Genomic DNA, 15,084 nt, shown 5'->3' on the forward strand with positions numbered 1-15,084 from the left:
GCATGAAAAAAGCCCGGTCATGACCGGGCTTTTTTTGTGGGGTGACACCGCAGCGTCAAATCCCGTCGACTTCCAGTTCGCCGCTGCCGAGTTCCCAGACGCGCCCGCCAATGGCCACGCGCCGCTGGGCATCCACGTCCAGATACAGCACCGACAACGGCGAAATCCGGCGGTGGATGGTGTGGCCTTGTTCGATGCGGAACGAAAAGGGAGGTGTATTGCCGTTGGCGATAAACCAGTGGCCGATCGCCGCCGCCGCGCTGCCGGCGCCAAAGTCTTCCTGCAAATGGAACGGGTCTGCGGTGAAGGCGCGCAGCGTCAGCACTTCGCCATCGTTACTCCACAGCGCAATCTGCAGCAGTTGATGCGGATTGCCCAGCGCGGACATCAGCAAATCAAGCCGTGGCGCCACTTGCAGCACATGCTGGCGGGCGCGCAGCGGCACCACCAGCTGCGTAAAGTCGCTATCAACCCATAACAAGGGGCCGGACAGATCGGCCGGGTTCAAGCCCAGCGCCGCCGCCAGCGCCAGGTTGTCTACCTGCGCCGCACGGGCGTGGCCTGCGGGGGTCTGCACCCACCACAGGTCGTTTTTCTTGTAGCCGATGGTGGGCGCGCCGATGGCAATCTGCGCCGCAATGCTGGATGCACCCAGCGCGACCGCCGTGGAATAGGGCAAGGCCAGCTGCGGCGTGTAGGCGGTCCAGGACTGGCTGCGCGTTTCCAGAAAACCGGTTTCCGGCGCACAGAACTGATAGGCCAGACGCTGTGCCACGGCCGGATCAGGGCGCTTGGTGGTCTCGCAAATGACCACTGGACAACCGCCCATGCGGCGCTCGCCAAAAATGTTTAGCAGGTGGAATGGAATTTTTACCATTTTTTAATCACGATTCGCCCCGTATTTGCGACGAGGAACGAGTGTTATTTGTTACAATGCTGGGGTTTGTCCCAACTGTCCGATCAACGCCTTTCTGATAGCGAAACCCATGTCTTCTGCTCTGGAACTGATTGCCGAAAAAGACCAGCCCCTGGCGCGCGACCTTGAAATCCTTGCGGACGTGCTCGAAAACACGATCCGTGAACAAACCAGCAACGCTGCTGCCGACCAGATTGGCGCGATTCGGGACCTGGCAATCCGTTACGTGGAAGGCCATGACCCGGAAGCCAGCGTTACCCTGGCGCGCACGCTTTCTACGCTTGACCTGGACAACGCCATGGCGCTGGTGCGTGCGTTCAGCTATTTCTCGCACCTGTCCAATATAGCGGAGGACTTGCATCATAACCGCCGCCGTCGCATCCACAAAATGCATGGATCGGAAGCGCAACGTGGCAGCATCGAAGCTGCGGTGACCGCACTGATTGATCGCGGTATCAAACCGGCCGAAATTCTGGCCCTGTTGAGCGATACGCTGATCGCCCCGGTACTGACTGCGCACCCCACGGAAGTGAAGCGCAAGACCATTCTGGAATGCCACGCTGCCATCTCCGAATTGCTGGTTGCGCGCGATCGCAACCCCATGACGCCGGAAGAAGAGCGCGCCAACCGCGAAGCACTGGAACGCGTGGTGCTGACGCTGTGGCAAACCCGCGAAATCCGTACCTTCAAGCTCAAGGTACAGGACGAAGTCGAAAACGGCTCTACCTATTTCCGCAGCACCTTCCTGCATGAACTGCCGCGTCTGTATGTCGATCTGGAAGATCGCCTGTCCCAACTGGCCGGTGCAGATGTCGAGTTGCCCAATTTTGTGCACGTCGGCTCCTGGATCGGTGGCGACCGTGACGGTAACCCGTTCGTGACCGGTGACGTGATGCGTTACGCCGTATCGCGCCAGTCGGGCATTGCGCTGGATTACTACTACCAGCAGTGTTCCAAGCTGGGCGCCGAGTTGTCGATGTCGGTCCGTCTGGTGCAGGTTGACCAGTCGCTGCAGCAACTGGCTGAACAGGCCGCTGAAGACGAACGCAAGACCGAAGAACCCTATCGTCTGGCAGTGGGGCATATCACGGCCCGTATTTTCGCGACCGCCGTGCGCATTGGTACGTTCCATCACCAGTTGCATGATGTCGCCCGCGCGCCGGAATACGAAAGCGCCGCTGAACTGGAACGCGATCTGTTGATCGTTTCCAATTCGCTCAAGGCGCATGGCGCCGCCAAGCTGGCCAATGGCCGCCTGCGTCGCCTGCTGCGCGCCGTGTCGGTGTTCGGTTTCCATCTGGCGCCGATCGACATGCGCCAGATCTCCACCACGCATGAAAAGGTGCTGACCGAACTCTTCCAGAAGGCGGGTCTTGAGGACTACAGCAAGCTGGACGAAGCCTCCCGTCGCGTCGTACTGCTGCGTGAACTAGCCAGCCCGCGCCCGCTGATCTGCCCGTATATCGATTACTCGGAAGACGTACAAAAAGAGATCGATATCTATCGCGCTGCTGAAGAAATCCAGTCGCGTTATGGCTCGCAGGCACTGCCGAACTACATTATTTCCAACTGCGCGTCGGTCTCTGACATGCTGGAAGTGGCGGTGCTGATGAACGAAGTCGGCATCATCCAGCTGGCGCCGTCGCTCAAAGCCAAAATCAATATCATCCCGCTGTTTGAAACCACCGCCGACTTGCGGAACAGCGGCCAGATCATGGCTGACCTTTTTGCCCTGCCGCAGTGGCGCGCCATTGTGGGCGGCCGCGATCAGGTGCAGGAAGTGATGCTGGGCTATTCGGACTCCAACAAGGACGGCGGTTACATGACGTCCAACTGGGAGCTCTACAAGGCCGAGCTGAACCTGGTGAAGGTGTTTGATGCTGCCGGCATCAAGATGCGTCTGTTCCACGGTCGTGGCGGTACGGTCGGTCGCGGTGGCGGCCCGGCTTTTGACGCCATCGTGGCGCAGCCGGCTGGCTCCGTGAATGGCCAGATCCGGATTACCGAACAGGGCGAAGTGATTGCCTCCAAGTTTGCCGACCGTGAAGTGGGCCGCCGCAACCTGGAAATCATGATCTCTGCCACGCTGGAAGCCAGCTTCCCGTCGGACGAGCAGACCGGTGTGGATACGCCGGAACGCCACAAGCTGGCAGAGCGTCTGTCGCTGCGTGCCTATCAGTCCTACCGTGATCTGGTTTACGCGACACCGGAATTCATCACGTATTTCCGTGAAGCAACGCCGATCAACGAGATCCCGAGCCTGAACATCGGCTCGCGCCCCAGCGCCCGCAAGAACACCAACAGCATCGCCGATCTGCGTGCGATCCCGTGGGTGTTCTCCTGGTCGCAATGCCGTCTGATGCTGCCGGGCTGGTATGGTTTTGGTACGGCCATTGCCGAATACCTGGCCGAAACCGGCGACAAGGGTCTGGCTGTGCTGCAAGAGTTGTACAGCGAGTGGCCGTTCTTCCAGGTGACCGTCTCCAATATGGAAATGGTGCTGGCCAAGTCGGATATCGCAATTGCTGCGCGTTACTCTGAACTGGTGCGTGATCAGGATCTGGCCCGCCGCATCTTCGGCCGTATCCGTGATGAATGGCAACGTGCAGTAGACGCCGTGCTGGCCATTACCGGCCACAGCCAGTTGCTGGGTGACAACCCGATGCTGGCACGCAGTCTGGATAACCGCCTGCCGTATCTGGACCCGCTGAACCATCTGCAAGTAGAACTGCTGAAGCGCATGCGTGCCGGTGATGAAAGCGAAGAACTGCAACACGCCGTGCACCTGACCATTAACGGCATTGCCGCCGGCCTGCGTAACAGCGGTTGATGCGTTGTGGTTTGCCCGTCGCGGGGTGATGCGGATGCACCGCCTCGCGACAATCCGTCATATACTCGCCGCCATGATCCGACGCTTTGAAATCTTCAAGGCAGCGGGCCTGGCGGCGATGTTTCTGGTGGCGGCCCGGCCGGTTGCCGCCGCAGGGCTGCCCAATCATTTTGGTGAGCAGGTTGAGGCCGCACTGACCTGTGAATCCGAATGGTCCACCGAATGGTGGCGCGGCTATTTTCAGCATTACCTCGGCAAACCCCTGCGCACCTGGGGCGACGCTGAATGGTATGACGCCAAGAAAGCACAACTGGCCGGCAATACCGCCACTGAAGTGTTCGTCAACGTGCCCACCAGCGGCGCGCTGATGGTCGGGGCGCTGATCCCCACGCCCGTCGACAAAGTCAAAAAGCAGCTGGAAACCACCCTCAACATCCAGTTTGTGCAACTGGCTGGTCCGTATCCCCGTTATCTCTCCAAATTCGGCAGCGTGCTGGTTGGGCTTTCCAACAACCAGACCAAGTGGTACTGCGCGCGCTGGAACCTGGGTAATCGCCCCTGATTGACGGCGCCGCTGCCGTCGCCTCTGTCCCTACCTTAATACCATTGGCATAACAGGTCGCCTGTTTCCCGTAATACCACTTTGTCATATTTGCGCCTGCCGCTCGTCGTGCGCCAGTTTTGGCATGGGTAGATCCGGTGCCTGCCACCCTTGTTGACAAGGGATTAAAGAATCTTGTCGGCAAAATGAAAAAACAGCGGGCTGATGACGGGTTCTGGAACAACAATGTTCCCTACCTTTCGGCGGCGACAAACGTCGATTTTTTCCGCCGGACGGACGGAAGGTTTTCCTGATTGGTGCATAAACAACCACTTATGTTGCGGCGCGATATAAACAAGACATCATAAAAAAGCCACAATTTGTGCATATTCACGTTTCATTGCTGCATTGCAACAAAACAAGTCTTGGGAAAAGCTGACAACCGCATCGATCTGGTGCAAGGAATGAACGGCTCAGGTGAAACCCGTATGTCGGTGGTCCTCTTGACGCCTCTGGAGGGTCTGGATGTAAATGGGCGCCGTGGAACCCGAAGTCTGCACAGGGTATTCGGCCATCGCCTGCAACAAGCACTGAACGCACGGTGCACTCTGGATAAAACCACTGGCGATGAGACCACTGGATGCGCATGAATAGCGCCAATACAAGAAGGATGGAGACCTGACCTATCATGAAAATGAGACGTTTACACCTTGCAGCAATTCCGGCCGCCCTCGTGGCGGCCCATTCTTTTGCTGCTTATCCCACCTGGCAAGATGGTGGCACCTACACTGCCGGCACCATCGTTTATTACAACGGTCATGACTATCAGGCCCTGGTGACGCAGACGGATTACGTTGGCGCCAACTGGAACCCGGCCGCGACCCCGAGCCTGTGGAAGGATCTGGGCGCAGATACCGGCGGCACACCGACCCCGACCCCGACGCCGACGCCTGCACCGACACCGGCCCCCACGCCGGCTCCGACCCCGGCACCAACGCCCGCACCGACACCGGCTCCGACGCCTGCGCCGACACCAGCCCCCACACCGGCTCCGACACCGTCGGGTAGCTGCTACACCGCATGGGATGCCGGCACCGCGTACAGCACCGGCGCAACCGTCAGCTACAACGGCGTGAACTACAAGGCCAACTTCTGGACGCAAGGCAACAACCCGAGCACCAGCAACGGTGGCTCTGGTACCGGCCAGCCGTGGACGATCGTGGGTAACTGCAGCGGCGGCACTCCGACGCCGACGCCGACTCCGACGCCGACTCCGACGCCGACGCCGACACCGACACCGACACCGACGCCGACACCGACGCCGACACCGACACCGACACCGACACCAACACCAACACCAACGCCGGCACCGACCCCGTCGGGCAAGTATCAAGTCGGTTCGTACTTCGCACAGTGGGGTATCTACTCGCTGGGCTACAACGTGAAGAACATCGACACCAGCGGTTCCGCTGCCAAGATGACCTTCCTGAACTACGCCTTCAACAACGTGTACAAGCAGGCTGATGGTACCTATCAGTGCCAGGGTCAAGTGACCGTGACTGAACAAGGCGCCACCAACCCGAATGCTGCTGGTGCAGGTACGGGCGGCGATGCCTGGGCCGATATCCAGAAGGGCTTTGACGCCACGACTTCGGTCAGCGGCGTGGCTGACACCTGGGATCAAACGGTCAAGGGCAACTTCAACCAGTTGAAGGAACTGAAAGCCAAGTATCCGAACATCAAGGTGCTGATGTCGCTGGGTGGCTGGACGTGGTCCAAGTACTTCTCGGCCGCTGCTGCCACCGATGCAGGCCGCAAGGCGCTGGTATCGAGCTGCGTCAACATGTACATCAAGGGTAACTATCCGGTTGATTCCGGCTCGGGTACCGGCGGTACTGGCGTACTGGCAGGCATCTTTGACGGTATCGACATTGACTGGGAATACCCGGGTATCCAGGGTGTTGGCTACAACACGGTTGATGCGACGAACGACAAGCACAACTACACCCTGCTGATGCAAGAGTTCCGTTCGGAACTGGATGCTTACGGTGCAACCACCGGCAAACACTATCTGCTGACCGCCACCACGGGTGCGGGCTCGGACAAGATTGCCCAGGAAGAACCGGCCGCACTGGGCGCAGTTGTCGACTGGCTGAACCTGATGGCCTACGACTACCACGGCGGCTTTGAGCCGACCGGTCCGACGGACTTCCAGGCCAACCTGTATGCCGACCCGAACAGCCCGAACATCAAGAACGGTGGCGTGGTCGCGACGTACTACACCGATGCTGCAGTCAACGAACTGGTGAACGCAGGCTTCCCGATTGCCAAGCTCAATATGGGTATCCCGTTCTACGGTCGTGGCTGGACTGGTGTGAAGAACGTCAACAACGGCATGTATCAGACCGCCACTGGCCCGGCCAGCGGTGCATCTGAAGCAGGTATCAACAACTACAACGTGTTGAAGTCGGCCGCTGGCTCGATCTACTACAACAACACCGCAGTTGGCCTGTACAAGTTCGATGGCACTAACTGGTGGAGCTACGACGATCCGACCATCATCTCGACCAAGCTGAACTACACCAAGTCCAAGGGTATGGGCGGCGTGTTCTCCTGGTCGCTGGACGGTGACGACACATCCGCCACACTGATGAACGCCATGGGCGCCATCAATCAGTAAGCAGCAAGGTTGTAGACCCGACGACGTATCGTGATCCGATACGGTTGGCCCCCCGGAATTTCTCGGGGGGCTTTTTTATTGGCTGGCGGGATGGAGTGAGGAGTGAGGAGTGAGGAGTGAGGAGTGAGGAGTGAGGAGTGAGGAGTGAGGAGTGAGGAGTGAGGAGGGGGAGGCGTGCATACCTTTGCCTCGTCATTCCTGCGAAGGCAGGAATCCAGCACGCCCACCGCAGGTGGGCTTGGCTGGCAATAACGCAAAGGGCAGCACTTTTCGGTGCGGGGTTTACATCTGGATTCCGGCCAAGGGCGCCGCCAAGGTCCGGAATGACGAAATTGTGGGGTGCGTGAAAGTGGTGCGGCATGAAATGGCGGTTGCACCCGGCAAACCCCGCCATACACTCTGCACACCTCACACCTCACACCTCACACCTCACACCTCACACCTCACACCTCAATACACGCCAGGCCGCCGTTGCCGTTCCTGCCAGGCTTCAATGCGCGGCAGCATGCGTAAATACAGCGCGGACCCGACGGCGCATAGGGCGCAGGCCAGGACGGTGTTTTCTACCCGGGCAATGGCAAACTGCATGGGCGAGGCAATGACCCGTTGCAGGCCAAAGTCCAGCAGCACCATCACCAGTGCGGTAATCGGGATCACGGCAACCCAGTAGTTGCGGGCCTGGGCGGCGGGGGTCATGGCGGCCATGAGCGTGACCAGAATCGCCAGCACCCATTCCGAATTCACGTAATAGATAACGGCCGCGCCGGCCACCACACCCACCAGCGACCCCACCAGCCGCTGGATCAGGCGATGCACGCTGTGATGCGCGTCGTAAACCGTCACGATGGCGATGGTTAGCGGCACCCAGTAATAGCGCAGCAAATGCAGCCACTGGCCCAGCAAGTAACCCGCTAGCACCAGCGAGGCAAAGTAGAGCGCAAACGCGCCGTTGTTATGGCGCCGCCGCATCAAATGGCGCGCGGCTTCGCGCAGCATGGGCGCGGTCTGGTATTCGGGGCCTTCAAACAGCTTGAGCGAGATCAGCACCGACAAAATGCCGGACAAGCCGCCAATGATCAGGTAAGTGCCACACAACGGGGGCAGGTCTGGCGCGCTGTCGCCAAACAGAAAAGCCACCAGCCAGTATTTGCCGATGAACTCCACCGAGCCCCCCGCGCCTTGCAGCCAGCCGGCAAACAGCGCAAAACCCACCAGCAAGGCCAGGCCGGCGCCAGGCACAAAATGCCCGGCCACGCCGGCGATGCCTGCCAGCAACATGCCCAGGGTCATGTAGATGATGGCCGCGATGCGCTCGCTGGTTTCGCCGCCATAATCGACGAACAGCGTATAAAAGCCGGCAACGCCGCCGTATACGGCAGGTAAAAATTCGCCACGCGTCAGTGCTATCAGCAGCGGCAAACCCACCGCAACTGCACCACGGAACATTTTGCGACGGTTGATTGGCGTATTGGCCAGTATCAGCGAGGGGTGCAAAGCCATGGCAGCAGGGGCAGACCGTTGGGGGAGTGTGCAATGTAGTCAGACTACATGATCTTGTGGAGGTAAATAAGCCCGAAGCCGCGCAGTGTCACATCTGTGCGGTATGCACGGCGGCCTGTGCATGGGCGCCGGCATACGGGATAATCACCTTTTACAGGGACCTGCCATGCCGCTCTCGCACAACACCGATCTGACCTCGCTCAATACTCTGGGTTTGCCGGCCCGTGCGCAGTATTTCTGTGCGCTGACGGATCTGGCCCAGCTTGACGCCCTGCGGGCTGATCCGGAGGTGGCGGCGCTGCCCTGGCATGTGCTGGGTGGCGGCAGCAATCTGGTATTGCCGGACGAAGTACCCGGGCTGGTGATCAAGGTGGCGCTGATGGGCCGCACCCTGATGGGCGAGGACGAGCATGCCTGGTATGTCTCGGCCGGTGCGGGCGAGAACTGGCATGACTTCGTGCAGTGGACGCTGGCGCAAGGCTGGAGCGGGCTGGAGAATCTCTCGCTGATCCCGGGGACCGTCGGCGCGGCGCCCATCCAGAACATCGGCGCGTATGGCGTAGAAGTGAAAGACGTGCTGTACGGCGTGCATGCCACCGATCTGAAAAACGGCGAGCGCCGCATCTTCAGTCAGTGTGAATGCCGCTTTGGTTATCGCGACAGCGTGTTCAAGCAAGAAGAGGCCGGTCGCTGGCTGATCAGCGAAGTCATTTTCCGCCTGCCCAGACAAACGGTGCTGCACACCGGGTATGGTGATCTGGTCAGTGAAATGCAGCGCGCCGAGGCGGAACCGTCGCCGCAAGCCCTTGCGCAGGCGGTGATCAACGTGCGCCAGCGCAAATTGCCAGACCCGGCGGTGATCGGCAATGCCGGCAGTTTCTTCAAGAACCCGGTGGTGGATGCGGCCACCCATGGCCGCTTGCAGGCGCACTGGCCAGAGCTGGTGAGCTATCCGTTTGGCGAGGGCTGGTTCAAGCTGGCCGCCGGCTGGTTGATCGACAAGGCCGGCTGGAAAGGCAAAGCGCTGGGCCCGGCTGGCATGTACGAAAAACAGGCGCTGGTGCTGGTGAACCACGGCGGCGCGCATCGGGCTGATATCGAACGCCTGTGCCAGGCCGTGCAGGCATCAGTGCAGCAACAATTTGGCGTGATGCTGGAGCCCGAACCCGTCTTCTGGTGAGCGGGCTCCACACGCTTCGCTTTTTCAGCGCGTTTGCAGGGCGGCCAGCAATTTGCCGTGGATGCCGCCAAACCCGCCATTGCTCATCACCAGAATATGATCGCCCGGCTGGGCGGTGCTGATGACGTCGGCCACCAGCGCATCCAGATCGGTGTGGCTGTGCGCGCGCTCGCCCAGCGGTGCCAGTGCTTCTGCGGTATCCCAGCCCAGATTGGCGCCATAGCAATACACGCGGTCGGCATCGGTCAGGCTGGCCGGAAGCTGCGCCTTCATGGTGCCCAGCTTCATGGTGTTGGAGCGTGGCTCCAGCACGGCCAGAATGCGCGCCTTGCCCACTTTGCGGCGCAGGCCGGCCAGGGTTGTGGCGATGGCGGTCGGGTGGTGCGCAAAGTCGTCGTACACGGTCACGCCGTTCACCACGCCCTTGATTTCCATACGCCGTTTGACATTGCGGAACTCGCCCAGCGCGGCAATGGCTTCCTGGGCCGGCACGCCCACGTGGCGGGCGGCGGCGATGGCGGCCAGCGCATTCAGGCGGTTATGTTCGCCCAGCAGATCCCAGGTGACGCGGCCTTGTTTCTCGCCAGCCAGCAGCACGTCAAAGTGTTGCCCGTCATCATTGGTAGTGCTCCAGCCCTGTGCCGTGCCAAACCGTTCCACTTCGCTCCAGCAACCGCGCTGAAGCACGCGTTCCAGGCTCTCTTCACGGCCATTGACCAGCACCCGGCCATTGCCCGGCACGGTGCGTACCAGGTGATGAAACTGGGTCTCGATCGCGGGCAGGTCGGCAAAGATATCGGCGTGATCGAATTCCAGATTGTTCAGGATGGCCGTGCGTGGCCGGTAGTGCACAAATTTGGAACGTTTATCAAAAAAGGCTGTGTCGTACTCGTCAGCTTCGATTACAAAGAAAGGAGATTGTCCGCCCTTTTCCTGACGCGGTTCGCCCGGCAAACGCGCGGAGATACCAAAGTTCTCCGGAATGCCGCCCACCAGAAAACCCGGCGCCAGTCCTGCGTATTCCAGTATCCAGGCCAGCATGGAGGTCGTCGTGGTTTTGCCATGTGTCCCTGCGACAGCCAGCACCCAGCGGCCTTGCAGAATATGATCCCGCAACCATTCCGGCCCGGATGTGTAAGGCAGGCCACGGTTGAGGATTTCTTCCATCAACGGATTGCCGCGGCTGACCACGTTCCCCACCACATACAGGTCGGCATTGAGGTTGACCTGGTCAGGAGAAAAGCCTTCGATCAGCGCGATACCAAGCGCTTCGAGCTGGTCGGACATGGGCGGGTAGACCCCGGCGTCGCAGCCCGTTACGGTGTGGCCCGCTGCCCGAGCCAGAGCAGCGATACCGCCCATGAAAGTGCCGCAGATGCCGAGGATGTGGATATGCATGGTGAGTATGGAAATGCTTCAGAAATTAAGAGTTTGAATGTCTTGGCGCGTCAAGTTTGGATTGCGTACAATCCCGTATTCATTTCACGCTCAGAACTAGATCATGCAGAAAGTGCCGCCGGTTAATCCGGTGGAAATCGCCCGGATTGCCCTGAAACGGTTGGTCGAAAGCCGCTTGCCGCCGACCCCGGAAAACTATACGCAATTTTACAACGCGATTGCCACCATCAAAGCACCGGACGATAAGACTACGGATGAGCTTCAGCAGGCGTGGCAGATTCTGTGCCGTCTTGACGATGCTGTCAGTGGCGTGACCGATACCACCGACGACCTGCTCTCTGCGCTCGCCAGCAATGGCGAGAACATGGTCAGCAGCCTTGGCGAGTTGCAAAACGCCCGTGAGGCGCATCGTACCCGTAGTGTGCCGGTTGAAGAAACCCATGGCCGGCTGGAATCGCTGCTCAATAACATCATCGACTCCACCAGCACTATCCATAGCACGGTGCAGACCTCGCATGGTGATCTGGCGGCGATTCGCGAATCCATGCGCCACATTGAAGAAGACCTGGCGCATAACCGCATGATGCTGGGCCTGGACCCGCTGACCGGCGCGCATAACCGTCAGGGCTTTGACCACCTGCTGGCGTCCGAGGTCAAACGGGCGCGGCGTCATGCCGGCAAGCTCAGTGTTGTCATCATCGACCTGGATGACTTCAAGCTCGTCAACGATCGCTATGGTCACCTTGTCGGTGACCAGGTGCTGGTGCACGTGGCCGATCTGGCCAAGGCGGTGTTGCGCGAAAGCGACGCCCTGGTGCGTTACGGCGGCGAAGAATTTTTGTTGATCCTGCCGGAAACCGACCAGAACGGTGCCCGCTTTGTCATCGACCGCCTGCGTGTGGTGGCGGCGCGTACGCCGTTCATGCAGAAGTCAGAACGCATTGATGTGTCGTTCTCGTCCGGCGTGGCGCAACTGAAAGACGATGAAAACGGCCGCGCGCTGGTATTGCGTGCCGACGAAGCGTTGTATCGCGCCAAAGCCAACGGCCGTGGCCGGGTGGAAATGGCGACTTGATCGGCACGTTGTACGCTGCCTGACAAAACAAAACCCCGGTCATGCCGGGGTTTTGTTTTTGGGCGACGCCCCACCCGCAGGCTAGTTACGCCAGAACGCGGGCGTAAACAGGATCAGCACGGAGAAGATTTCCAGCCGCCCCAGCAACATGGCGAAGGTGCAGACCCAGACCTGCCCCGGCCCGAAGATCGAGAAATTGGCCGACGGCCCGATAATGCCCAGGCCCGGCCCGGTGTTGTTCAGACAGGCAACCACCGCGCTGAAGGCCGAGAGAAAGTCCAGCCCCGTCAGCAGCAGCACAAAGGTCAGGACGACCATGCTGATCACGTAAAGCGAAATGAACCCCAGCACGGCAAAGATCATGGCGGGCGGCACGCTGCGCCCGTGAATGCGCACCGGCTTGACCGCCAACGGGTGTAGCAGCGTGGTGAACTGGCGCCCGGCTTCTTTGAGCAGCACCAGGGCGCGGAACATCTTGATGCCGCCACCCGTAGAGCCGGCGCAAGCGGTGAAGCACGACATGAACAGCATCAGCAGCGGCACAAACAGCGGCCAGGCGCCGAAATCGGCTGTGGCGTAGCCGGTGTTGGTCGCCACCGAAATCAGATTGAAGGTCACGTGCCGCAAGGCGGTTTCGTAATCCGGGTAGATGTTCTGCACATACAGATAGGCCGCCAGCCCGGCCACGGCCGCACACAAGGCGCCCAGCATGGCTTTGAACTCGGAGTCGCGCCAGTAAGCCATGAGCGAACGCCGGGAGAGCGCCACATAGTGCGTGGCAAAGTTGGTGGCGCCGGCGATCATGAACACCACCATCACCGCCTCGATGGCCGGCGAGTCGAAATACGCCACGCTGTCGTTGTGGGTAGAGATGCCGCCCAGCGAGACCGTGGTCATGGCATGGCAAACGGCGTCGAACCAGGTCATGCCGGCCAGCTTTAGCAACAGCATGCACACAATGGTGAGGCCGGAGTACACCAGCCACAGATTGCGCGCCGTCTCGCGGATGCGTGGCTTGAGCTTGGCATCCTTGATCGGGCCGGGCATCTCGGCCTTGAACATCTGCATGCCGCCGACGCCCAGCATGGGCAACACGGCCACGGCCAGCACGATCACCCCCATGCCACCCAGCCAGCTAAGCATGTGCCGCCACAGGTTCAGCGAGGGCGGCAGCGCGTCCAGATTGGTGATGGCGGTCGAGCCGGTCGTGGTCAGGCCGGCCATGCCTTCAAAGTAGCCGTAGGTAAAACCCATGTGCGGGTCATACAGCATCAGCGGTGCTGCGGCAGACAGCGGCAACAGCAGCCAGATGCCGACCACCAGCAAGAAGCCATCGCGCACATGCAGTTCGCGGCGGAACGGGTGGGTCAGCAGCAGCATGAGCAAACAACTGACGACGCTGATGACAAGACCCTCGACCAGCGGCAGGAAGCCCGCGTCCTGCCCCAGCCAGGCCATGCCGATGGGCGCCAGCAAAGTGAGCGAGAACAGCAACGCCACCCGCGCCAGGATGTTCAAGGTGGGCAAGAGGCGCATCAGAAGAACCCCAGTTTGACGGCAAACAGGTGCTCGACCTCACGCGTGCGCAGCTTGTCGTGTACGAACACAATGCAACGGTCATCAGGCTCGATCACGGTATCGTGGTGGACCATGATCACCTTGCCCGCCCGCACGATGGTGGCGAGGAAAGCATGGGCCGGCATGCGGATTTCATCCACGCGCCGCCCAATGACGCGTGAGACATTCTTCGTGCCGTGGACCACCAGTTCCACAGCCTCGGCCGCGCCCCGGCGCAGCGGTTTGACGGCGGCGATATCGCCCTGGCGTGCGTGGGCCAGCAAGGTGCCGATGGTGAGCTGGGCGGGGGAGATCGCCACATCGATGCGGCTGTCTTGCAGCAGATCAACATAGCGTGAGCGGTTGATGATGGAAATCACCTTGCGCGCGCCCATTTGCCGCGCCAGTAACGCTGACATGATGTTGTCTTCATCGTCCGAGGTCAGTGCCAGGTACATGTCCGTGCGGTGGATCTGCTCGGCTTCAAACATGGTTTCGTTGGTGGCATCACCATGCAGGACCAGCGCGCCGGGCAATTCGTTGGCCAGCCATTCGGCCCGGCCCGGGTCGGCTTCGACCAGTTTGACGCTGTAGTCCTTCTGCAAGGCCTTGGCCAGCCGATAGCCGACGTTGCCACCACCCGCCAGCAGCACGTTCTTGATCGGAGACTCCACCACGTGCAAGGCGCCGATCACCTTGCGCATCTGGCGGGATTCAGCCAGCACAAAGACTTCGTCGCCCGCGTGCAGTTCGCTGTCGCCATCGGGCCGGATATAGCGGTTGTTGCGGTAAATGCCGACCACGCGGCGGTCGGTATTGGGCAAGACTTCATTGAAGGCGGTCAGCGGTTTGCCCGCCATGGGCGCGCCTTCGGTCACTCGGGTCACCACCAGTTGCACCAGACCGTTGGCAAAATCGAGCACCTGCAACGCCTCAGGCATTTTCACAAGGCGCGTCAGGTAGTCCGTCACCACTTGTGCCGGGGTGATGGTGTGGCTGATCGCGAAACCGTCTTCTTCTGAAAACAGGTCTTCGTGCGCCAGCAGGTCGGCATTGCGGATGCGGGCAATGCGGGTAGGGACGCGGAACATCTGGTAGGCAATCTTGCAGGCCACCATATTGAGTTCGTCCGTGGGCGTGACGGCCAGCAAAAGCTCTGCATCGGCGGCCCCGGCTTCACGCAGGGTGGTCGGGCTGGAGGCAGAACCTGCCACCACCCGTAAATCAAGCTTGCTGGTCAGGGGCGCCAGATTGGCAGGATTGTCATCGACGATGGTGACGTTGTGCTGCTCGTACACCAGTTGTTCGGCCACGGTTGCGCCAACCCGGCCAGCGCCAAGAATCAGGATATTGGACACGGTATGCGTGTAGCTCCGTTGTTGTTCTGAGGCCGCTGATGCGCTGCGC

At 60.4% G+C, this 15,084-nt stretch carries 10 protein-coding genes; 5 read left to right on the forward strand and 5 right to left on the reverse strand.

Features of this window, described 5'->3' with window-relative positions:
- Nucleotides 1–55 precede the first annotated feature (55 nt).
- A complete protein-coding gene (locus IEX57_RS12095; RefSeq protein ID WP_188704629.1) occupies nt 56–877 on the reverse strand; it encodes a PhzF family phenazine biosynthesis protein in 822 nt (273 codons plus the stop codon).
- 109 nt (nt 878–986) lie between these two features.
- Here IEX57_RS12095 and ppc point away from each other — a divergent pair, with 109 nt between their 5' ends.
- The 3 genes from ppc (at nt 987) to IEX57_RS12110 (ending at nt 6,967) form a co-directional block, all read left to right on the forward strand.
- Nucleotides 987–3,746, forward strand: coding sequence for a phosphoenolpyruvate carboxylase (gene ppc / locus IEX57_RS12100; RefSeq protein WP_188704630.1), 2,760 nt, complete (start codon nt 987–989; stop codon nt 3,744–3,746).
- Nucleotides 3,747–3,819: 73 nt separating this feature from the next.
- Nucleotides 3,820–4,308 carry a hypothetical protein gene (locus tag IEX57_RS12105; RefSeq protein WP_188704631.1) on the forward strand — a complete coding sequence of 163 codons (489 nt, stop codon included), beginning with the start codon at nt 3,820–3,822 and terminating at the stop codon, nt 4,306–4,308.
- A gap of 712 nt (nt 4,309–5,020) precedes the next feature.
- Nucleotides 5,021–6,967: a glycosyl hydrolase family 18 protein gene (locus tag IEX57_RS12110; protein ID WP_373285187.1), complete on the forward strand. Its 1,947-nt coding sequence runs from the start codon at nt 5,021–5,023 to the stop codon at nt 6,965–6,967.
- 450 nt (nt 6,968–7,417) lie between these two features.
- Here the strand turns inward: IEX57_RS12110 and IEX57_RS12115 are convergent, their stop codons facing one another.
- A complete protein-coding gene (locus IEX57_RS12115; RefSeq protein WP_188704633.1) occupies nt 7,418–8,467 on the reverse strand; it encodes an FUSC family protein in 1,050 nt (349 codons plus the stop codon).
- Between the two features lie 166 nt (nt 8,468–8,633).
- Here IEX57_RS12115 and murB point away from each other — a divergent pair, with 166 nt between their 5' ends.
- Nucleotides 8,634–9,647: a UDP-N-acetylmuramate dehydrogenase gene (gene murB, locus IEX57_RS12120; RefSeq protein WP_188704634.1), complete on the forward strand. Its 1,014-nt coding sequence runs from the start codon at nt 8,634–8,636 to the stop codon at nt 9,645–9,647.
- Nucleotides 9,648–9,671: 24 nt separating this feature from the next.
- Here the strand turns inward: murB and mpl are convergent, their stop codons facing one another.
- On the reverse strand, nt 9,672–11,045 hold the full coding sequence (gene mpl / locus IEX57_RS12125) for a UDP-N-acetylmuramate:L-alanyl-gamma-D-glutamyl-meso-diaminopimelate ligase (protein ID WP_188704635.1): 1,374 nt from the start codon (nt 11,043–11,045) through the stop codon (nt 9,672–9,674).
- Nucleotides 11,046–11,148: 103 nt separating this feature from the next.
- Between mpl and IEX57_RS12130 the strand changes: the two genes are divergently transcribed.
- Nucleotides 11,149–12,120: a GGDEF domain-containing protein gene (locus tag IEX57_RS12130; protein WP_188704636.1), complete on the forward strand. Its 972-nt coding sequence runs from the start codon at nt 11,149–11,151 to the stop codon at nt 12,118–12,120.
- A gap of 81 nt (nt 12,121–12,201) precedes the next feature.
- Here the strand turns inward: IEX57_RS12130 and IEX57_RS12135 are convergent, their stop codons facing one another.
- Together IEX57_RS12135 and trkA are read right to left on the reverse strand one after the other, a co-directional pair.
- Entirely contained in the window at nt 12,202–13,656 is a 1,455-nt protein-coding gene (locus tag IEX57_RS12135; RefSeq protein ID WP_188704637.1) for a TrkH family potassium uptake protein, read from the reverse strand.
- Entirely contained in the window at nt 13,656–15,035 is a 1,380-nt protein-coding gene (gene trkA / locus IEX57_RS12140; protein WP_188704638.1) for a Trk system potassium transporter TrkA, read from the reverse strand. The genes IEX57_RS12135 and trkA overlap by 1 nt, the downstream gene beginning before the upstream one ends.
- Nucleotides 15,036–15,084 lie beyond the last annotated feature (49 nt).

This window comes from Silvimonas iriomotensis (genome assembly GCF_014645535.1).
Lineage (GTDB): Bacteria > Pseudomonadota > Gammaproteobacteria > Burkholderiales > Chitinibacteraceae > Silvimonas > Silvimonas iriomotensis.